The organism is Dietzia sp. NPDC055340, assembly GCF_053645335.1.
In genome coordinates this window covers 141599-160516 of record NZ_JBSHML010000010.1, presented here as the reverse complement: position 1 = coordinate 160516, position 18918 = coordinate 141599, and the positions used below count along the sequence as shown (strand labels likewise).

At 68.8% G+C, this 18918-nt stretch carries 20 protein-coding genes and 1 pseudogene; 14 read left to right on the top strand and 7 right to left on the bottom strand.

Annotated elements, in window-relative coordinates; translation table 11 throughout:
• Nucleotides 1-167, bottom strand: a pseudogene (locus ACWIFB_RS09665) (amidohydrolase family protein); the annotation flags it as partial.
• A 10-nt stretch (nt 168-177) separates the two neighbouring features.
• The gene (locus ACWIFB_RS09660) at nt 178-1263 is read right to left on the bottom strand and encodes an Lrp/AsnC family transcriptional regulator (protein ID WP_344989081.1); all 1086 of its coding nucleotides are present in this window, start codon (nt 1261-1263) and stop codon (nt 178-180) included.
• 118 nt (nt 1264-1381) lie between these two features.
• Between ACWIFB_RS09660 and ACWIFB_RS09655 the strand changes: the two genes are divergently transcribed.
• Nucleotides 1382-2560: a dipeptidase gene (locus ACWIFB_RS09655; RefSeq protein WP_454058134.1), complete on the top strand. Its 1179-nt coding sequence runs from the start codon at nt 1382-1384 to the stop codon at nt 2558-2560.
• A 9-nt stretch (nt 2561-2569) separates the two neighbouring features.
• On the opposite strand, the gene ACWIFB_RS09650 is transcribed toward ACWIFB_RS09655, so the two are convergent.
• Both ACWIFB_RS09650 and ACWIFB_RS09645 read right to left on the bottom strand, forming a co-directional pair.
• Nucleotides 2570-2710 carry a hypothetical protein gene (locus ACWIFB_RS09650; RefSeq protein ID WP_344989077.1) on the bottom strand — a complete coding sequence of 47 codons (141 nt, stop codon included), beginning with the start codon at nt 2708-2710 and terminating at the stop codon, nt 2570-2572.
• Nucleotides 2711-2795: 85 nt separating this feature from the next.
• Nucleotides 2796-4172, bottom strand: a complete 1377-nt coding sequence (locus ACWIFB_RS09645) for a glycoside hydrolase family 1 protein (RefSeq protein ID WP_454058133.1) — start codon at nt 4170-4172, stop codon at nt 2796-2798.
• A 171-nt stretch (nt 4173-4343) separates the two neighbouring features.
• On the opposite strand from ACWIFB_RS09645, the gene ACWIFB_RS09640 reads away from it, so the two are divergent.
• From ACWIFB_RS09640 to ACWIFB_RS09605, 8 genes are read left to right on the top strand one after another with little or no spacing between them, the layout of a single operon-like run.
• A complete protein-coding gene (locus ACWIFB_RS09640; RefSeq protein ID WP_230931521.1) occupies nt 4344-4862 on the top strand; it encodes an Asp23/Gls24 family envelope stress response protein in 519 nt (172 codons plus the stop codon).
• Nucleotides 4863-4896: 34 nt separating this feature from the next.
• Nucleotides 4897-5079, top strand: a complete 183-nt coding sequence (locus ACWIFB_RS09635; RefSeq protein WP_230931522.1) for a hypothetical protein — start codon at nt 4897-4899, stop codon at nt 5077-5079.
• Entirely contained in the window at nt 5076-5504 is a 429-nt protein-coding gene (locus ACWIFB_RS09630) for an Asp23/Gls24 family envelope stress response protein (RefSeq protein WP_454058132.1), read from the top strand. The genes ACWIFB_RS09635 and ACWIFB_RS09630 overlap by 4 nt, the downstream gene beginning before the upstream one ends.
• The gene (locus tag ACWIFB_RS09625; RefSeq protein ID WP_454058131.1) at nt 5501-6052 is read left to right on the top strand and encodes a DUF6286 domain-containing protein; all 552 of its coding nucleotides are present in this window, start codon (nt 5501-5503) and stop codon (nt 6050-6052) included. The genes ACWIFB_RS09630 and ACWIFB_RS09625 overlap by 4 nt, the downstream gene beginning before the upstream one ends.
• Before the next feature lie 29 nt (nt 6053-6081).
• Nucleotides 6082-6699 carry a hypothetical protein gene (locus ACWIFB_RS09620; protein ID WP_454058130.1) on the top strand — a complete coding sequence of 206 codons (618 nt, stop codon included), beginning with the start codon at nt 6082-6084 and terminating at the stop codon, nt 6697-6699.
• Nucleotides 6696-7265, top strand: coding sequence for an RNA polymerase sigma factor (locus ACWIFB_RS09615; RefSeq protein ID WP_454058129.1), 570 nt, complete (start codon nt 6696-6698; stop codon nt 7263-7265). The genes ACWIFB_RS09620 and ACWIFB_RS09615 overlap by 4 nt, the downstream gene beginning before the upstream one ends.
• A complete protein-coding gene (locus tag ACWIFB_RS09610) occupies nt 7256-7777 on the top strand; it encodes a hypothetical protein (protein ID WP_452100253.1) in 522 nt (173 codons plus the stop codon). The genes ACWIFB_RS09615 and ACWIFB_RS09610 overlap by 10 nt, the downstream gene beginning before the upstream one ends.
• Complete coding sequence (locus ACWIFB_RS09605) at nt 7770-8120, top strand: transcriptional regulator (RefSeq protein WP_454058128.1); 351 nt, start codon at nt 7770-7772, stop codon at nt 8118-8120. Before ACWIFB_RS09610 ends, ACWIFB_RS09605 begins: the two co-directional genes overlap by 8 nt.
• 21 nt (nt 8121-8141) lie before the next feature.
• Here the strand turns inward: ACWIFB_RS09605 and ACWIFB_RS09600 are convergent, their stop codons facing one another.
• Nucleotides 8142-9341, bottom strand: a complete 1200-nt coding sequence (locus ACWIFB_RS09600) for a methyltransferase (protein ID WP_454058127.1) — start codon at nt 9339-9341, stop codon at nt 8142-8144.
• A gap of 121 nt (nt 9342-9462) precedes the next feature.
• Between ACWIFB_RS09600 and helR the strand changes: the two genes are divergently transcribed.
• Entirely contained in the window at nt 9463-11667 is a 2205-nt protein-coding gene (gene helR / locus ACWIFB_RS09595; protein WP_454058126.1) for an RNA polymerase recycling motor ATPase HelR, read from the top strand.
• 107 nt (nt 11668-11774) lie between these two features.
• Here helR and ACWIFB_RS09590 read toward each other — a convergent pair whose 3' ends face one another.
• Nucleotides 11775-12404 carry a TetR/AcrR family transcriptional regulator gene (locus ACWIFB_RS09590; protein WP_454058125.1) on the bottom strand — a complete coding sequence of 210 codons (630 nt, stop codon included), beginning with the start codon at nt 12402-12404 and terminating at the stop codon, nt 11775-11777.
• 93 nt (nt 12405-12497) lie between these two features.
• On the opposite strand from ACWIFB_RS09590, the gene ACWIFB_RS09585 reads away from it, so the two are divergent.
• Both ACWIFB_RS09585 and ACWIFB_RS09580 read left to right on the top strand, forming a co-directional pair.
• Nucleotides 12498-13511: an ABC transporter ATP-binding protein gene (locus ACWIFB_RS09585; RefSeq protein WP_454058124.1), complete on the top strand. Its 1014-nt coding sequence runs from the start codon at nt 12498-12500 to the stop codon at nt 13509-13511.
• Nucleotides 13504-14310, top strand: a complete 807-nt coding sequence (locus tag ACWIFB_RS09580) for an ABC transporter permease (protein ID WP_454058123.1) — start codon at nt 13504-13506, stop codon at nt 14308-14310. Before ACWIFB_RS09585 ends, ACWIFB_RS09580 begins: the two co-directional genes overlap by 8 nt.
• Before the next feature lie 34 nt (nt 14311-14344).
• On the opposite strand, the gene ACWIFB_RS09575 is transcribed toward ACWIFB_RS09580, so the two are convergent.
• Nucleotides 14345-16432, bottom strand: a complete 2088-nt coding sequence (locus tag ACWIFB_RS09575; protein WP_454058137.1) for an FAD-dependent oxidoreductase — start codon at nt 16430-16432, stop codon at nt 14345-14347.
• A 217-nt stretch (nt 16433-16649) separates the two neighbouring features.
• Between ACWIFB_RS09575 and ACWIFB_RS09570 the strand changes: the two genes are divergently transcribed.
• Together ACWIFB_RS09570 and ACWIFB_RS09565 are read left to right on the top strand one after the other, a co-directional pair.
• Nucleotides 16650-17498, top strand: a complete 849-nt coding sequence (locus tag ACWIFB_RS09570) for a 3-hydroxyacyl-CoA dehydrogenase (protein ID WP_454058122.1) — start codon at nt 16650-16652, stop codon at nt 17496-17498.
• Nucleotides 17499-17530: 32 nt separating this feature from the next.
• Nucleotides 17531-18802, top strand: coding sequence for an NAD(P)/FAD-dependent oxidoreductase (locus ACWIFB_RS09565; RefSeq protein WP_452100244.1), 1272 nt, complete (start codon nt 17531-17533; stop codon nt 18800-18802).
• Nucleotides 18803-18918 lie beyond the last annotated feature (116 nt).

Below are 18918 nucleotides of genomic sequence, written 5' to 3'. Positions count from 1 at the left end.
TTGCCACCGACATCGATCTTGGTGGCCGCATCATCGGACTGCGGCGCTTTGTCCGCCGGCCCGGCGTAGGTGATCTTCCCGTCGTCGATCACCACGACAGCGTCGGCAACCGGATCGGCGCCGGTGCCGTCGATGAGGCGGGCATTGTGCAGGATAGTGGTCGTCATAAAGGCCAACTTACGTCCTCTCCGGCCCCTCCGATGCCGCATCGGCGAAGTGACCCCGCGCAGGGGCTGCCGGCGTGCCCTCGGTGCTGTACGGGACGAAGGTCCCGGTGTTGCGACCGCTGGAGTCGAGCAGCCACCCGAGGCGCTTCACCTGGTGCAGGATCACCGCCGAATCCACCACGACCAGCGGGGCGAGTTCGCGCTCGAGGGTCTCCTGGATCCGCATGGCGTCCGCGACCGACCGGTTCCACGTGGTGACGAGCAGGTTGGGAGATCCCGGCATACTCACCACCTGCCGCACCGTCGGTTCGGCCCGCAGCCGTGCCACGCTCGCCGCCATCCGCACCGCCGGCACCTTGCACCACCACTGCACGATCACCGGATAACCCGTCACCCCCTGAGCCACGTCACAGCGAAACGTCATGGAGCCCGAGCCGAGGAGCCTGGCCAACTGTCGCCGCGTGGTCGACAGGGGCCGACCGGTGATCCGCGCCAGATCCGCGGCGCTGCTCCGGCCGTCCTCGGTCAGCGCATCGACCAGTTCGCGGTACGGCGGCGCCCACGGGTTGATGGCGGTCGTCCGCTCCGGACGAACCGTGGGCAGCGAGACGTCGGCGAGTGTGGCGGCAGCCCGGGGATCCAGGCCGCCGATCCGCCACTGGTTGGCACCGAGGTGGAGCTGGCCCACCAGGTGGGTCCGCATGCCGGTCACCCCGGGCACCGCGGGAAGGCGGTCGAGCAGGATCTCCGCGAGATCGCTCTGGTCCAGCCCTGCGATGCTGATCACCACGCCGTACTCGCGGGCGGCGATCTCGGCGGTGACGACCATCGGCCATGCCGCCAGCTCCTGCGCCAACGACATCACACGCCCCGCCGCGCAGGCGATCTCCGTGATGGCCAGGCGGTTGCCGTGGACCCCGTCGACGGACGGGTACGCCATCACCCAGGACAGCCCACTCTCCCGCAGCCGCGCCCACCGTCTGCTCAGTGTCGCCGGGCCCTCACCGAGCACGTCGGCGAGCTGCCGCCACGACGCCCGCGGACGAAGCTGCAGCGCATGGATGAGCGAAATATCCGCCTCGTCCAGTGTCTCCATAGCGGATGTATACCAGCTACGCGGCCCTGTGAGCGGTCCGTTCAATCTTCACGGTGACCGCGGTACATAACGGATTCTTGATGTCGGATAACCCGGCCCCCCGAAAGGACCACCGCACGTGCAACGCCGCATCGTCTTCCGTTCCCTGATCGTCCTTATCTTTCTCGTCGTGGTGGCGGCGGTCGCCTTCTTCGCGGCAGGCCCCGCCATGATCGAGAAGTCGCGCAACAAGGTCGACCCCGTCGCGCTCCCGGAGATCACCGCCGAGGCCGCGCAACTGCACGACACCCTGCAGGTCGTCGACATGCACTCCGACACCCTCATGTGGGATCGCGACCTGCTCGAGCGGTCCGATCGTGGGCACGTCGATCTCCCGCGACTCCAGGAAGGAAACGTGGCGCTCCAGGTGTTCTCGTCGGTGACCAAGTCACCGAAGGGCCAGAACGTCGACGGCAACGACGACGACACCGACAACATCACACCACTGGCCATCGCGCAGTTGCAGCCGCCGCGGACCTGGACGTCGATGACGGAGCGGTCGCTCTACCATGCCCAGAAGCTGCAGACCGCCGTCGATGACTCCGACGGCGAACTCGTCTTCGTCAAGACCAAGGGCGATCTCGAGCAGCTCATCGACGAGCGGGTGGCCGGCAACAACGTGACCGGGGCGATGTTCTCGGTGGAGGGTCTGCACAACCTCGAGGGCGACATCAGCAACGTCGACCGCCTCTACGACGCGGGCATGCGGATGGCCGGCTTCGCGCACTTCTTCGACAACGACGTCGCCGGCTCGATGCACGGCATCGAACGCGGCAGCCTGACCGACTTCGGCCGCGAGGTCTTCACGACCCTCGAGCAGCGGGGCGTGATCATCGACCTCACGCACTCCAGCCACGAGGCGGTTGCCACCATGCTGGAGATGTCCACCAACCCCGTGGTGCTCAGCCACGGCGGCGTTCAGGGCACGTGCGACTCCAATCGCAACGTCACCGACGACGAGATCCGCGGTGTCGCGGCCACCGGCGGCGTCGTGGGTATCGGCTACTTCGAGACCGCGGTCTGCGGCCTGGGCCTGGAGTCCGTGTTGGACGCGATCGACCACGTGGTGGCGGTGGGCGGCCTGGAGACCGCCGCGCTGGGCAGCGACTACGACGGCTCCGTCACCGTCGGCTGGGACACCAGCGAAGTCGCGGCCATCACCCAGGGGCTGCTCGACCGTGGCTACTCGGACGAGGACATCACCGCGATCATGGGCGGCAACACCCTGCGCGTCATGCAGCAGGTCCTGCCGGACTGACCGCCGGTGTCAGGAGGCGATCCCGAACCGGCTGGCCAGGAACGGGATCCAGCCCATGCACTCCGGGGTCAGCGCCATGCAGGTCACCTCGTCCGGGCCGGGGCCGAACAGGAATCGCATCGGGTTCTCGAGTGAACCTTCGGGGAACATCAACCTCACTCCTTACGGTGAACGTGTTGTCCTACAAGGCTTATCGTCGTCACCGCGGGTGTGTGTTACGCCACTGCGGGGATCGTCAGCCTCCGAGCGTGGCCCGCGGGCCGTCTACCAGGACCGGGTTCAGGCAGGAGTCGGGGATCACGGAGAGCGAGCACCAGCCGCCCGGCAGGACGGGACGGTAGTCGGGCCCGACTCCCCCGCCTGCGATGATCTCGCGGTAGGCGTCCACGCCCGAGGTGGGCGTGCGCTCGAGCGCGGGGTCGGTGAGCACGTCCACCTGGTAGAGCCCGAAGCGCGGCGAGTAGCTACCCCACTCGTAGTTGTCCACGAGCGACCACTGGTTGTAGCCGATCACCGGGTAGCCGTCGGCCACGGCCCGCTGGAGCCAGAACGCGGTGTCTCGCAGGAAGTCGCCGCGGTCCACCCCGTCGGCCCGGGCGCCGTTGTCGGTGGGGAACCCGTTCTCCACGATGTAGATCGGTTTGCCCGGGTACGACTGCGCGTAGTGCTTGATGGCCTCGTAGATCACCTCGGGCTGCGGTCGCACGGCGGCGAAGTCGTCCCAGGCCGCATTGATCGTCGTGAGGTTGTTGAGGGCGACGCCGTAGTAGTAGTCGATACCCACGTAGTCCACGACGTCGGCCACGCGGTCGCCGATGAGGGTGTCGGTGAAATCGGTCGCCAGCGGCAGGTACGCCTCGTTCATGGTCACCATCGCGTCGGGGTCGGCGCGGTGGGCGGCCGCATAGCCCAGCCGGTGCGCGGCCTCGATCTGGTCGAGGAAGCGCGAGAAATCCTGGAAACCGACCCGGCCGATCGTCATCTCGTGCTTGAAAAATACGAGGGGCTCGTTGAGCGTCACCCAGAGGGTCCCGTCGCCGGCCCACCGCTCGGTGATGAGCTCCGAGAACCGCCCGAAGGCCTCCACGGCGTCGCCGGAGAGCATGCCGCCCCGGTCGGCCAGCCAGCCGGGATAGGTGAAGTGGACCATGGTGATCATCGGGACCATGCCGTGGTCGCGGATGGAGTCGATGATCCGGTCGTAGTGGGCGAGCGCCTCGTCGTCGTACTCCCCCGGGGCCGGTTCGATCCGCGCCCACTCCACACTCAACCGGAATGTGTTGACGCCCATCGCGGCGGCGCGCGCGATGTCCTCGGGGTACCGGTTCCAGAAGTCCACCGCGTCACCCACCGGATCCACCTCGCCCCCGGGCGAGGTGGCGTCGACGTAGCGCTTCCAGTTGGAGTCGGGGTTCGAGCCCTCGACCTGGAAGCCGGAGGTGGCCACGCCCCAGTGGAAGCCCTCCGCCACGGACGCGCCCGGCCCCGCGCCTGACGCCTCGGCGCCCGCGCGCGGCACCTGCGGCAGCACGGCGACGAGGGCCACCGCGGCGAGCACCGCCGTGCTGGTGATGATCGACCGGCCCCCGGCTGCTCTGCTCCCCCGACTCATGCGCGCACTGTAAGCAGATACGCAGGCTTTTCACGCGAAAAGTAGGTACTTAGCGGCGCAAGCGAAAAATGTTCGGGATCGGGTGTGACGAACCGGGGACTCGCGACGTCTTAGTGGTGTACGTGTTCATCACAGGCCGGCGCGTCGTCGGCCCGGGCCCAGGAGGAAACCATGTCGAATGCAGTCCCGCAGACCGGTCGTGAGAAGGCGCGCACCGAGGTGGCCGAGACCGACAAGGCCGAGGACACCACGGAGGAGTTCGTGCCCCGCGGTCCGCTGCAGACCACCCGCGGCGTCACCACCCTGGACGACGCCGTGGTGGCCAAGATCGCCGGCATGGCCGCCCGCGAGGTGCCCGGCGTCTACGACATGGGCAACGCCGCGCGGCGTGCCTTCTCGGCGGTGGCCGACCGCATCCCCAACGCGCAGACCAACGTCACCGGCGGGATCAGCGTGTCCAAGGGTGAGACGCAGGCCGCGATCGACGTGACCGTGGTGGTGGAGTACGGCGTATCGATCGTGGAGGTGGGCAACGCGATCCGCCGCAACGTGATCGAGCAGGTCGAGGGCACCGCGGGGCTCGAGGTGGTGGAGGTCAACGTCAACGTGGTGGACGTGCACCTTCCCGAGGACGACGACGACAACGCCTCCCGCTCCGGCACCACGTCCCGGAACCCCGAGCTGAACTGATCGGCCTGCGCCGACGAGGCGAGCGAGGAGAGTCATGAAGATCACGCATCTCACCCTGCTGGTGGGCCTGTTCCTGGGCGCCGTGGCGGCGTTCGGGTCGATCGGCCAGTTCCTGGTCGTGCTGCTGTTCGGCGCGATCGGGCTGGCCGTAGGGCTCGCCATGGACGGACGGCTCGAGATCAAGGGCGTCACCGACCGGTGGGGCGACCGGCGATGAGCGGTTCCCCAACCGATACGGTGTCGGCACCGTCGAGCGCCGCCGCTTCGACACCCATCAGTTCTACACCTGTCGAGGAGCGCGGTGTCACCACCGTTCCCGCGGCGGTGGTGGCCCGGATAGCCGAGCAGGTGGCCTCCGAGCACCCGCGGATCGGGGGCGCCGCCGGTGGGGTCCTGGGCGTACGCGCCCGCCGCGACTTCGCCTCCCGCCCCTCCGCCGAATGCGATCTCTACGGCGCGGTCGCGGTGCTGCGCCTCGACGTGGGTGTCGCGTTCCCGGTCGACCTGGCCGCCACCTGCGCAGGTCTGCGAGCCCGGGTGCGGGAACGCGTCGAGATGCTCACCGGGCTGCAGGTGGGTCGGCTCGATCTGGAGATCTCCTGGCTCAATCCCGCCGGGAACACGAGAGGAGCGCTGCTGTGAGCGCACGTCAGGCAGGGATCGGGCTGGTGCGCCGGCCCGCCCGGGCCATCCCTACCGGCATCGCCGGGGTGATCCTGCTGGTGTTCGGCGGGCTCGGCCTGTGGCTGCTGGGCACCTACGTGGTGGAGGGCCAGTGGCCGGTGGCCGCCGCGAACCAGGTCGACGCGCTGGCGTGGACCACGCTGGAGTCCATCGCGGCGCAGGCCGCCGCGGGGGCGCTGGCCGTGCTCGGCCTGGCACTGGTGCTGCTGGCCGCCTGGCCCGGCCGGGTGTCGCGACTGCTGGTCCTGGGTGACGACCTGCCCGGCGATACGGCGCTGAGCCGCCGGGACCTGGCCCGACATCTGCAGTCGGCGGCCGAGAACGTCGACGGCGTGCACAGCGTGCGCATCACACCGCGACGTCGGCGGATCGACGTGGACGTGGTGACCGTGGTCGACGATCCCGCTCCGGTCGTCTCGGCGGCCACCACCGCGGTGGACCGGGCCCTCGGGGAGCTTCGCCCCGGCGAGCCCACGGCCACCCGAGTCCGTGCACGTCGCCGCTGAGAAACCGATCGCTGAGGAAGGAGAGTCACATGCGCAGTCAATCCGGACCTCGTAACCGCGTCGTCCTGCTCGTGCTGGGCGTGCTCGCCCTGGTGGCTGCGGCGTGGCTCGCGGCCGCCGCCTTTGACCTGGTGCCCGCCGGCGGGACACTCGACCCACTCGTCCCCGACGGGGCGTCGACCCCCGCTTCCCTGCTCGAAGACGCGGGGTGGGCGTTACCGGTCGGCATCGCGGTGAGCGTGGTTGCGGTTCTCGCCGGGCTCGCGCTGCTCATCACCCAGATCCCGACCGCCCCCGCGCGGGCCGTGCTGCGACTGCATGACCCCGAGGGTGCCGTGCTGGCGACGCTCGAGCCACAGGTTCTCGAACGCGCACTGGTCGAACGCGTCGAGGATGTGCAGGGCGTGGACAGCGCCTCGGTGCGGGCCACCGGCTCGGCCACCCGAGCCGGAGTGGTGGCGGAGGTGACCGTGGCCGAGTCCGCGGAGATCGCCTGGACCCTCGAGCAGGTCCGCCGCCGGCTCTTCGAAGACCTGCGTCTCTCGCTCGGGGTCGAGCCCCGATCGGTGGACGTGCTGGTGAGCCTGCGTGCCGCCAAGAACTCCGCCCGCACCGATCGGGTGGCCGTGGGCAGCGAGAAGGAATGAACCCCGAGCCGGGCGGCCCCACCGATCGGGTCCTGGTGCTGCGTGCCCAGGACGGCGACGCCGCTGCCTTCGACCGGTTGATCGACCGGCACCAGGGCCGGCTGTTCCGGATCGCCTACCTGGTGCTCGGGGATCGGCAGGACAGCGAGGACGTGGTGCAGGAGACCCTGATCGCGGCGTGGGAGCGGCTGCACCTGCTCTCCGATCCGGACGCGGTGCGGGCCTGGCTCTCCCAGATCTGCTCCCGCCGGGCCACCGACATCGCCCGGCGGAACGCCCGCCGGGCGACCGACGCGCACTCCCCCGACAACCTCCAGTGGCACCCGGACAGCGCTCCGGCCGTCGATCCCGCCCGGCGCTCGGAGGTCAACCTGCAACTGCAGGCGCTCGCGCGGGTGCTCGCCACGATGGAACCCGATCTGCGCTCCTGCTGGACGCTGCGGGAGATCGACGGAATGTCCTACCGGGAGGTGGCGCACGCGCTGGACGTCACCGAGTCCACGGCGCGCGGGCGGATCTCCCGGGCCCGCACGCACGTGATCGACCGAATGAAGGAATGGCGGTGAACACCATGCGTGACTCCCCCGCGGCCGGTGTGCCCGACGAGTCCGAAGCCACCCGCGAGTACCTCGACCGGATTCAGGCGTTGCACCGGGACTGGGACGAGGCCGAGGCGCGGGGCGACGACTCCGTGCAGGTGTCCTCCCGCGTGCGGGCGGCGCTGTCCGAGGTGGTGCACGCCGATGCCCGACACGGCGCCCGCGTCGAGATGCCGCCCACCGAGGCGGGCCCGTACTCGCTCAGCGAGCAGGCCCTGCGGACACTGATCCGCGACGCCGTGGACGCCGTTCCGGGCGCGATGAGCCTACGCACCGCCGTGGACTTCGCCGACACTCCCGAGTGGGGCGCCCGCGGACTGCCTGAGCGGGTGCTGTGCCGGGTGTCGCTGTCCGCCGCGAGCCGCGACCTGCGGGCACTGGCCGACGATGTCCGTGCGTCCGTCGTCTCCGAGTGCGTCCGGGAGCTCGACCTGGGCGGCCTCATCGTTGATGTGCACATCGAGGATCTCCATGACTGAGCCACAGAAGACTGCCGAGGCTTCCCCTGCCACTCCGACAGCCGCCGACCTGCTCGCCGTGGTGACGTCCGTCCCGGGCGTCCACGCGATCGAGCCGGGGCTCGGCACGGCACTGCGCACGATCGACGCCCGCGTCCGCCGCAGTAGTGCCCGAACCGCCCACTTCGGGCTGCACATCGACACCGCCGAGGGCACCGCTCTGGTGGAGGTGTGCCTCGACCGGTCGCGGCCGGTGCGCGAGGCGGTACGCGACATTCAGCTCGCGCTGCGCCGGGCGCTGGCCGCTCAGGCAGGCGAGACCGCCGCCGAGGTGACTGTGCGGGTGCAGTCGCTGCAGCGGTGACGTGTCACGGGCCCTGCTGACTCAGGTACTCCTCGCACGCAGCCGCCACAGCATGGTCTGCTCGCGCGCCCGGGCGGCGTGGAGCGGATCGGCCTCGTCGGTCGCGCGCGGATGTCGCGGGGTCGTTTCGTGTCGGCCGACGACAGTCAGCCCCGCGTCGGCGATGCGCTGGAGGAACTCCTCGCGGGTGCGCAGCCCCAGAACCTCGGCGAGGTCAGACAGGATCAGCCACCCCTCGCCGTTCGGCGTCAGATGCCGGGCCAGCTCACCGAGATAGCGGTGCAGCACGTCGGACTTCGGGTCGTAGATGCCCTGCTCCAGCGCCGACGTCGGACGGCCCGGGATCCAGGGCGGATTGCACACCACGACGTCGGCACGCTCCGGGGCGGCGGGCCAGAGATCCGCCTCCTCCGCCCGCACCCGATCCGCGACTCCGAGACGGTCCGCGTTGTCCTTCGCGCACCGCACCGCGCGCGGGTTGATATCTGTCGCCACGACTTCCCTGGCTCCGCGCCGGGCCAGCAGGACCGCGAGCACTCCCGTCCCCGTGCCGAGGTCAAAGACCAGCGGCCGGTCGACGCCCGCTGGCCACGCAGCGTCGGCGACCAGGTCGATGTACTCGTCACGGGTGGGGGCAAAGACGCCGTAGGCGGGGTAGATGCGCTCACCCAGGGCGGCCACCTCGATGCCCGTGCGGTGCCACTCGAACGCGCTGATCACCCCGAGGAGCTCCGATAGCGAGACGAGCGTCGACTCCCCCGGGCCTTCGCTGGCCGGCGTCCCGTATGCGTGCGCGCAGGCCTCTCGCACGTCGGGCGCTCGACGCAACCCGATCGCGTAGTCGGGCTCGAGTTCGATGAGGATCTTCCCCAGGACGGCCGCCCGCTGGGATCGCGCCAGCCGATTCGCGTGGAAGAGGTCGCCGGTCTCGACGCCACGAGACGACTTCGGTGTTTTCGACGACTTCGACGCCTTACGGGAGGCCTGCTTCTCCAGCCGCCGATCGAGGGCACGCATCAGTTGCCGGGCATTGTGGAAGTCGCCTCTCCAGAGCAGCCCGGTGCCTGCCCGCGCTATCCGGAGGGCGCTGTCCGCGGCGATGTCGTCGTCGATCACCACGATGTCCCGCGGCGGCTTGGCGCCGTTCTCCGGACGCCAGCCCGCGCGGCGCTGCGTTCCGCCCTCGCTCCAGGTGATGGCCGTCATGATGCGCTCAGGCACGCGTGTACACAGCAGATGTCGGCATCCTCGTAAATCGCGGCCAAAAACTTGCTTCCACCTTCAAGTTATAGCTGGTAGGGGGGCTTGCGGCAAGGCCGGGGTGGGGGCGCACACTAGCGCGATGCCCTGCCAGAACGCCTCCGCCTTCGCCCTTCCGGACCACCTCGCGCACAAGACCGATCCGACGCTGATCGGCGCCGACGACCGTCACTTCGCCGCGATCTCCCACGCACTCGCTGACAAGGTCTCCGCGCTCTCCGCGCGCCTGGACAGGCGTCGTCGCGACCCGGCCGGGCGCGGCGCGCAGACCATCGATCGCGACGCCGACATCCGCCGCCTGGTCGCCGAGCTCACCACGCTGCGCCGCTTCGGGTTGGACGTGTGCATCGGGCACTTCGCGACCGCCGGCGGCAAGCGCGTGTACGTGGGCCGCATCGGCCTGCTCGACGCCGCCGGCACTCCCCTTCTGGTGGATTGGCGCACCCCGGCCGCGGAGCCGTTCTTCGCCGCGACGCTCGCCGATCCGCTCGGCGTGACGTATCGACGTCGGTACCGCTGGTCGGGCGGGCGCATCGTGGATTTTTGGGACGAGGTCATTGGCGACGACGAGGTGGCCACCCACACGAGCCTCGACGATCAATCCGCGTTCGTGGCGAGCCTGGCCGGGGCGCGCACCGGCCGGATGCGCGACGTGCTCTCCACGATCCGGTCGGATCAGGATGCGATCATCCGGGCCAGCGCACGGGGTGCGCTCGTGGTGGACGGCGGGCCCGGCACGGGCAAGACGGTCGTGGCGCTGCACCGCGCGGCGTACCTGCTGCACGAGCAGTCGCGGTCCGGGCTCAGTCGCGGCAACCTGCTGCTGATCGGTCCGCACCGGCCGTACCTCGACTACGTGGCCGACGTGCTTCCGGCACTCGGCGAGCACAGCGTGCAGACCGCGACGGTCGCCGACCTCGCCGCGGCCGGGCTCGGCGGCCTCACTGATCTCGCCGACGAGTCGGACGCGGAGGTGGCCCGCCTCAAGTCGACGGTGGAGATGCTAGCGGCGATCGAGGCGGGCGTGCGGTTCTACGAGCACCCGCCAGAGGAGTCGATGCTGGTGCAGACCGAATGGGCGGACCTGCGACTCTCACCGGCCGACTGGGCCGAGTCCTTTACGTCTGTGGAGGCCGGCACACCCCACAACGAGGCGCACGCACAGATCCGCGAGACGCTGGTGGAGATCCTGCTCGAGAAGGCGGGCGCGGACGTCCCCGTCGCCCACCTCAGGGCCGAGCTGCTGTCCGATCCCGAGCTGCACCGTGCGCTTTACCGGGCGTGGCCGATGCTCCGGCCCGAGGAGCTGGTGGGCGACCTCTGGACGGTTCCCGCCTACCTGCGACTGTGCGCGCCGGGACTCAGCACCGAGCAGATCCGGCTCCTGCAGCGCACTGACCCGCAGGCGTGGACCAGCGCGGACCTACCTCTGCTGGACGCGGCCCGCCACCAACTGGGCGATCCTGACCGCGCGCGTCGCGATCAGCGACGGAAGGCCGAACGTGCCGCGGAGCTAGAGAGGCGCCGGATGGTCATCGACGAGGTTATCGCCGCGAACGACGACCCCGAGGGTGTTGCCCCCATGCTCCGGCACGGGGATCTGCAGGAGGCTCTGCTGGACCCGTCTATGGAGGAAAGCACGGGAATCGCCGGGCCTCGCCTGGCGGGGACATTCGGGCACATCATCGTGGACGAGGCCCAGGAGCTCACCGATGCGCAGTGGCTGATGCTCCTTCGCCGGTGCCCGTCCGGGAGCCTGACGGTGGTCGGTGACCGTGCGCAGTCCCGCAGGGACTTCGACGAATCGTGGGCTGACCGGCTCGAGCGAGTCGGACTGTCCCCCGAGCGCGTCTCGCAGGTGGGGCTCAGCATCAACTACCGGACGCCGTCGGAGGTCATGGATGCGGCCGCGCCCGTGATCCGATCCGTGCGGCCGGACGCCAACGTTCCCGAATCAGTGCGCAGCAGTGGTGTGCCGGTCGAGTACGGGCGGATTGACGACTTCTCGGTTGTCATCGACGGCTGGCTCGCCGAACACTCGGAGGGTGTCGCCTGCGTGATCAGCGCTCCCGGCGTCGCGCTCCCCGACCTTCCCGCCTCGGACCGCGTCCGTTCGTCGGGTCCGGCGGACGCCAAGGGCCTCGAGTTCGACCTGGTGGTGCTTGTCGATGCGGAGTCCTTCGGTACGGGTGCCACCGGTGCGGTAGATCGCTACGTCGCGATGACCCGGGCGACGCAGCAGCTGGTGGTGCTGAATTCAGAGCGTGCGGATCGTGCCACGACCTGAGCCCCACGGTGCGCGACCGCGACGACGCCACGAGGGCGCCGCGACCTGACCGAGGGCGCCGCTGTCATCTTCGACAAGCGGGACCCGACCTACCCCGACTGACGGGATCAGGCCTTGGGTTGCCTTTCTTCCAGCGCCCGGGCCGGATCGACCAAGCGGAGCATTCCGACGCGGAAGACTTCGGGATCAGGTAGAACGTCTGCGGCCAGGAGAATCAGACCGGCCCCCTGGTCCAGTGCAGCCAGCAGCGTACCGACTGCCGAGGCGGGGAGCGTCTCGTCGTCCGCCCGGGCCGTCCTGGCGATCTCGTTGTAGTGGCCGAGGACGTCCGCGAGGCGCTTGTGCAATTGGGGCGCGACTTTCTCATCCCGGGCCGCGCTGGCGATGAACTCCAGCGTCGCAAGTGCAAAACCCTGTGTGGCACTGGGCGGGTATCCCTCTCGCTGCGCCAGATCCTTGCCGGTCGAGGCCGGGTTGCAGGCCTGTTCGAAGGGGTCTCGCAGGTCGACCTCCGCAAGCTCCAGGTTCTGGTCCATGACTGCCAGGAACAGTGAGGGCTTGTCTTCGAAGTTCGAGTAGACCGCGCCCTTGGAAAAGCCGGCTTCGCGTGCGATCCGATCCACGCTTGCCGAGTGGTACCCGTCCTCGGCGAACACCTCTCGTGCCGCGGAGATCAGCGCGTCGCGAGTCTGCTGCTGTCTATCTCGGCGCGAGAGCGGTTCGGGACGCTGTGTCATTCCTCGATGGTAAGTCGATTGCGTCCCTTGACGTACTCGCGGTATCCACATACCGTCAGTATCCGCATACCGATGGTATTTGAGGAGTTCGCAATGAGCACCGACGTTCTACGCATCACCCACCTCACCCGCCGCTACGGGCAGGTCATGGCGAACGACGACATCTCTCTCCGCGTCCAGCCCGGGGAGATCGTGGGGCTCCTCGGCCATAACGGTGCCGGCAAGACAACTCTGGTCTCGCAGATCGTGGGCCTGCTCAAACCCGATGCGGGCGAGATTCACCTCGGCAATACGGACGCCGTACGCAACCCGGCGGCCGCGCGCCGACACGTTGCACTGCAGCCGCAGGCGCAGGCCCCGATCGACGGCCTCACTCCACGGGCGGCGATCGAGATTGCCGGTCGCCTCCGGGGCCTGTCGGACCGCGACACCCGAACAGCCGCACAAGACCTGGCCGAGGAACTGGACATCGGCCCGTGGCTGGACCAACGCGCGCTGCCCGAAGGCGGCGGACTGTCCGGTGGGATCAGGCGACTGACCGGCTTCGCCATGGCCGTGGTGGCGCCGACCCCACTTCTCATTCTGGACGAGCCCACCAACGACATCGACGCCTCCCGACGCCGCCTGCTCTGGGATGCGGTACGCCGCCGTGGAGACCTCGGCAGCGGGGTCCTGCTCGTCACGCACAACGTCGCTGAGGCCGAGCGAATAGTGGACGAACTGGTCATCCTCAACCGCGGGAGAGTTGCGGCCGACGGGTCTCCCGCACGCCTGCGCGGAACGCAGGACAGCGACCTGCGCATAGAGCTGCAGCTACCGCCGGGCGGAGCAGACCCGTCCGAGGACAGTCAGTGCCCGCCGGTTCTCCGCCGAGTCCGGACCGGTCGGCGCATCCTGCTCACCGTCGCGGCGGGCGAGGCAGCGAACGCCGTCGCCTGGGCCACCGCCCAGAATTCCGCCGGCCGCATCGAGGGTTTCTCGCTGGCGCCGGCGACACTCGAGGACGCATACCTCGCCCTCACCGCGCAGTCCGCCCCTGAGCGCGACCCCGCCGCCGACAATAGTCATCACCCCGAGCCCATCAGCCTGGAGGCCACCGATGCGTGAACCTACCGCCGCCGCAACCACGGCGCCGTCCCCGCCAGTCACGCCCATCGCTCCAGTCCAGGTGAGCCTGTGGGCCGGCTTCGGCGCCCTCATGCGATGGTCGCTGGCGTCGATCGGCGCGATGCTGCCGCTGATCGTAGTCATCCAGGCCATGCTGGCCGCCGGGATCATCATCGGTTTCGGCTTCCTGATCCCCGACATCGCCCCCGAGAGCGCGCTCTTCCTCTCCTCCGGTGCCCCGACCATCCTGCTGCTGACCATCGGGCTGGTGATCGTCCCGCAGGGCATCTCCCGCGCCAGAGCCTCCGGGGCGCTGGACTACCAGCGCGCCCTGCCCATATCCAGACCGCTGCTCCTGCTGGTCGACCTGGCGGTGTGGACGCTCATCGCGCTGCCCGGGGTGGCGATCGGACTCCTCGTCGCCTGGCTGCGCTACGACCTCACCTTCTCCTTCGACTGGCCGCTCCTCGTCCTTGCCTCGGTGCTGGTGACGACTATGGCCACGGCTCTGGGGTACGCGATCGCGGTGACATTCCCGGCCATGCTGGCCCAGCTGTTGTCGCAGGTGCTGGTGTTCTTTGTCCTGCTGTTCTCGCCGATCACGTTTCCGGCCGGCCAGTTACCGGGCTGGTTCCAAGCACTGCACGGTGTCCTGCCCATCCAGGCGGCTGCGGATCTCATGCGGGCCGGGATCGCGTCGGACGCCTTCCCGGCAGAGGGCCGCGACCTGCTCGTCCTGGCACTCTGGACCGCGCTCGGCCTGCTCGTCACCTACCTGGCGCTGGCGCGGCGGAAGTGACCGGTCACGCCCGGAATCCCTAGGCGCGGCCGGGTCAGCCCACCGTCGCGACCTTCCACGCTGAGTGAATGGCGCCGTGGATGTAGCCCACGTCGCCGGCGTCACCGATGATCTCGCAGTCAACGCCCGCAGCACGAAGCGCATCGGCCAGCGGTGCCGCGGCCGCGGTGCCGTCGGCGTAGATGACCATGTCGGCGGGGGCGGACTTGGCGTTGCCCTTGGCGTCGGTCCACTCGACGCTCGACTCGGTGATGCGAGTAACCTTCACGTTGCGCTTGATGTCCACGCCGTAGTGCTTGGCGTGACGCACTGCGGTCCACCGGCGGGGCATGGCCAGCGGCAGACCCAGTTGCTGTGAGTCGTGCAGCAGCGTGACGTTCCGGTCGCGCTCGCCCAGGAATTCCGCGAGTTCCAGGCCGACCAGCGAGCCGCCGATCACCACGACGTTCTTGCCCATCGGCAGCGCGATCTTGGTCAGGCGCCGGATCCACGAGGGACGCTTGGTGATCCCCGAAAGTCGGCCGAGCTTTCCGGCAAGCCGCAGGAAGGTCCCGGCTTCCTCAGCTGTAGCGGTACCCAGCATCGTGGCGCGCAGCGAATCGCCGGTGTGCACGTGTGGCAGCTTGCCGCCCGGGATTTGCGGGGCAGGCCGCACCGCGCCGGTCGCCACGATCACGCGATCGGCACCGAGCCCACGCACGGTCTCGACCGTGGCCTCGGTGTTCAGCCGGACGTCGATGCCCAGCTGGTCGATCTTGGCCTGGTAGAAGTTGATCAGCGGCTCGTTGGCCGGCGTGGTGAGCGTGGAGAACCACATGGTTCCGCCCAGCCGGTCGGCCTTGTCCAGCACGGTTACGCGGTGCCCGCGCTCGGTCAGCACCACGGCCGACTCAAGTCCGGCGGGTCCGGCGCCCACCACCACGACGTGCTCGCGCTTGGACGCGGGCGTCAGCGGCAGCAGCCCCTCATTGCCGAGCGGCGGGTTGACGGCGCAGAACGGGGTGTCGTCAAAGAAGTTCTCGGCTACGCAGAGGTAGCAGTTGATGCACGGACGCACCAGCTCGGGCGTTCCGGCCTTGAGCTTGTTAGGCAACTCCGGGTCGGCGAGCAACTGCCGCCCCATGGCGGCGAAGTCGATCTTGTCGTCGTCGATTCCCTTCTCCGACACCTCCGGCAACATCCGTCCCACGCCGATCACCGGCACCGACACGGCCTTCTTGATGGCGGCGGCGTTGTCCAGGTAGGCACCGACGGTGTCGGGAAGGGGGCCGTCGGTGAAGTTGTCGAACGGATTACGGCCCCAGCCGGTCACGTGGATCGCGTCGGCGCCGGCCTGCTCGAACAGCTGCGAGGCCAGGATTGCCTCGTCCAACTCGAGCCCGCCCTCCTGGCCGTACTCCTGCCCGGCAACGCGCACGATCACCGCGAGCGTGTCCCCCACGCGCTTCTTGACAGCCTCGATGACCTCGCACGCCAGCCGCGCCCGATTGACCAACGCCCCGCCGTACTCGTCGGTGCGCTGGTTGTCGCGGCGGTTGAGGAACACGCCCAGGATGTAGCCGTGCGCGACGTGGATCTCGATAGCGTCCGCGCCCGCGCGGGCGATGCGGTCGGCGGCCTCGGCCCAGGTCTCGATGAGCCAGGCGATGTCGGAGTGCGTCATCTCCGTGTAGACCGTCTTCTTGCCCGCGGTCGCCGCGCCCATCTTGCCCAGCTCCTCGGGCGTGCTGTCGGCGAGCGCGGAGTAGTCATAGTCGTAGTCCGGCATGCTCGGCGCGATCACGGGACGGTCGTTGGCCACGTCCACCCGCGCCACCTTGCCGTGGTGGGTCGACTGCACGCACAGCTTCGACCCGGCCGCATGCACGGCGTCGGCGAGCGCCTTGAGACCCGGGATGTACTTGTCATCCGACAGCCCCGGCTCTTTCATGGACGCCGCGCCCACCGGGAACGCGATCGCGCACGCCCCCGTGATGATCAGACCCGCACCGCCGGCCGCGCGGGCGACGTAGTGGTCGATCTCCCGCTGCTCGATCTCGCCCTCCTCGGACACGTTCATGTCCATGGCCGGTAGCACGATGCGGTTGGGCGTCGACATGGGGCCGATCCGGCCGGGCGACATGAGGCGGGGGAAGGTGGCGAGGGTAGTCACCTTAAGGAGATTACGCCGCGGTCGACAGGTGTCAACAAACGAACCTGGCCAGCGGCACAGGAACACGAAAACCGGCCCGACCAGGAAAGGGACGATGCGAGTTCTTCTGAATGCCCCCTCAAAAAATAAGAGTTCGATAATGTAACCGACGTTCGCACTTCTCCCACTGCAAGATAGGAATCCGATCATGGAAACCCTCACCGTGCTGGGAACCGGCGTCCTCGGTTCACAGATCATCTTCCAGTCCGCCTATTTCGGGAAGACCGTCGTGGCGTACGACATCTCGGACGAGATCCTGGCCAAGCTCCCCGCTCGCTGGGAGCAACTCGGGGCGTCATACCTGAAGGACCTCCCGGACGCCACGCAGGACAAGATCGATGCTGCCGTTTCGCGAATCCGCGCCAGCTCGGATCTCGCCGACGCGGTGAAGGACGCCGACCTGGTGATCGAAGCGGTCCCCGAGCGTCTGGACATCAAGCAGGACACCTGGAAGAAGGTCAGCGCGGTAGCGCCCGAGAAGACCGTGTTCGCCACCAACTCCTCCACCCTGTTGCCGAGCGAGATCGCGCCGTTCACGGATCGTCCGGACAAGTTCCTCGCGATGCACTTCGCCAACCAGGTGTGGATCTTCAACACCTGCGAGGTCATGGGGCACCCCGACACCGACCCCGCGGTATTCGAGTCCGCGGCCGGGTTCGCCGAACAGATCGGGATGGTTCCCATCCGCATCCACAAGGAGCAGCCGGGCTACGTCCTCAACTCGCTGCTGGTGCCGTTCCTCGAGGCCGCCGCGAAGCTCTACATGCGTGAGATCGCCAGCATCGAGGACGTCGACAAGACGTGGCGCATCTCAACCGGTTCGCCCATGGGCCCGTTCCAGATCTACGACATCGTGGGGATGATGACGCCCTACATGCTCAACAAGGACAGTGATGACCCGGAGATGAAGGCCTTTGCGGACAAGATCAAGTCCGACTTCATCGACAAGGGCTACCTCGGAACATCGACCGGTCGCGGCTTCTACACCTACGGCTGACGTCGGCCAGAAAAGACTGAGGTAACGAAGCCATGACCAACGCGACCAGTAACTACCGGGTCATCATTGTCGGCGCCGGCTTTGCCGGCGTGGCAGCAGCCAGGCGGCTCGGCAAAGCGAAGATCCCAACACTGCTGATCGACCGCAACAACTATTCGCAGTTCCAACCACTGCTCTATCAGGTGGCCAGCTCGCAGCTCCCGCCGAGTGACGTGGCCGAGCCGCTGCGCGCGATCTTCCGCAAGCGTCCGAGCGTGCGCGTGTTGACCGCCGAGGTCACCGCTATCGACGCCGCTGCACACACGGTCACGGTGGACGACGGAACGGTGTACTCCGCTCAGACACTCGTGATCGCCGCCGGCGCCGTCGTGAACTTCTTCGGTACCCCCGGCGCCGCCGAGCACGCGTACCCGCTGTACTCGGTCAGCGATTCCACTCGGCTCGGGGCGGCGATTATCGAGCAGTTCGACAAGGCCGACGCCAGGGTGGCCGCCGGCGAGGCGCTCGACCCCACGAACATCGTCGTGGTGGGCGCCGGGCCGACCGGAGTCGAGATGGCGGGTGCGATCGCAGAAACCGTCAACACGGTGGTGCCGCGAACGTACTCCGACGCGGTTCGCGAGGCCTTCACGGTCCACCTCGCTGATCTGGCCAAGACGGTTCTCGGCCCCTTCACCGAGGAACTTCAGCAGTATGCGCAGGAGCACCTCGAGGAGCTCGGTGTTCAGCTGCACCTGGGCACCAGCGTCAAGGAGGTGCGCGCCGACGGCGTGACGCTCTCCGACGGCGAGGTCCTCGCCGCGCCGATCGTGATCTGGGCGGGGGGTCTGCACGCACAGCCCGTGGTCGGGCAAGCGGGCATCACGCCCGGCAGGGGCGGCCGACTGGATGTCAATGACGACCTCACAGTTCCCGGTTTCCCGGGCGTCTACGCGCTCGGGGACGCGGCCAACATCCCTGACGGTGCCGGTAAGACGCTCCCCGGCCTGGGTGCGGTGGCCAAGCAGGCGGGGGCGTGGGCCGGCGAGAACATCCTCGCCGACCTCAAGGGCACACAGCGTACGGCGTTCGAGTACCACGATCGCGGCTTCATGGCGATGATCGGTCGGATGGCCGCGGTGGCGGAGGTCGGCAGATCGCACAAGCAGCTCCACGGGCCGCTGGCATTCGCCGGATGGCTCGCAGTGCATGATGTCCTGCTGCCATCGGCACGTCCCCGCTACAACGCCCTGGTCAACTGGGTACGCGACTACTTCACCGAGGACCGCACCGAGTTCATCGTTGGCGACGCCACCCGCACCTGAGATGTCGCCGGCGCATCCGTCACCAGCTTCTGACGGATGCGCTGGCGTCAGGAGGGGCGCTCGCCACGGCACGGAACCGCCTTCGGGGTCCGCGCGCAGTCGTCGAGCGCCGAGAG

Bases quoted from the DNA above. Each gene is read 5' to 3' on its own strand.
- ACWIFB_RS09660 (WP_344989081.1), bottom strand. From the start codon at position 1,263: ATGGAGACACTGGACGAGGCGGATATTTCGCTCATCCATGCGCTGCAG.
- ACWIFB_RS09650 (WP_344989077.1), bottom strand. From the start codon at position 2,710: ATGTTCCCCGAAGGTTCACTCGAGAACCCGATGCGATTCCTGTTCGGC.
- ACWIFB_RS09645 (WP_454058133.1), bottom strand. From the start codon at position 4,172: ATGAGTCGGGGGAGCAGAGCAGCCGGGGGCCGGTCGATCATCACCAGC.
- ACWIFB_RS09640 (WP_230931521.1), top strand. From the start codon at position 4,344: ATGTCGAATGCAGTCCCGCAGACCGGTCGTGAGAAGGCGCGCACCGAG.
- ACWIFB_RS09635 (WP_230931522.1), top strand. From the start codon at position 4,897: ATGAAGATCACGCATCTCACCCTGCTGGTGGGCCTGTTCCTGGGCGCC.
- ACWIFB_RS09630 (WP_454058132.1), top strand. From the start codon at position 5,076: ATGAGCGGTTCCCCAACCGATACGGTGTCGGCACCGTCGAGCGCCGCC.
- ACWIFB_RS09620 (WP_454058130.1), top strand. From the start codon at position 6,082: ATGCGCAGTCAATCCGGACCTCGTAACCGCGTCGTCCTGCTCGTGCTG.
- ACWIFB_RS09615 (WP_454058129.1), top strand. From the start codon at position 6,696: ATGAACCCCGAGCCGGGCGGCCCCACCGATCGGGTCCTGGTGCTGCGT.
- ACWIFB_RS09610 (WP_452100253.1), top strand. From the start codon at position 7,256: ATGGCGGTGAACACCATGCGTGACTCCCCCGCGGCCGGTGTGCCCGAC.
- ACWIFB_RS09605 (WP_454058128.1), top strand. From the start codon at position 7,770: ATGACTGAGCCACAGAAGACTGCCGAGGCTTCCCCTGCCACTCCGACA.
- helR (WP_454058126.1), top strand. From the start codon at position 9,463: ATGCCCTGCCAGAACGCCTCCGCCTTCGCCCTTCCGGACCACCTCGCG.
- ACWIFB_RS09590 (WP_454058125.1), bottom strand. From the start codon at position 12,404: ATGACACAGCGTCCCGAACCGCTCTCGCGCCGAGATAGACAGCAGCAG.
- ACWIFB_RS09585 (WP_454058124.1), top strand. From the start codon at position 12,498: ATGAGCACCGACGTTCTACGCATCACCCACCTCACCCGCCGCTACGGG.
- ACWIFB_RS09580 (WP_454058123.1), top strand. From the start codon at position 13,504: ATGCGTGAACCTACCGCCGCCGCAACCACGGCGCCGTCCCCGCCAGTC.
- ACWIFB_RS09575 (WP_454058137.1), bottom strand. From the start codon at position 16,432: ATGTCGCCCGGCCGGATCGGCCCCATGTCGACGCCCAACCGCATCGTG.
- ACWIFB_RS09570 (WP_454058122.1), top strand. From the start codon at position 16,650: ATGGAAACCCTCACCGTGCTGGGAACCGGCGTCCTCGGTTCACAGATC.
- ACWIFB_RS09565 (WP_452100244.1), top strand. From the start codon at position 17,531: ATGACCAACGCGACCAGTAACTACCGGGTCATCATTGTCGGCGCCGGC.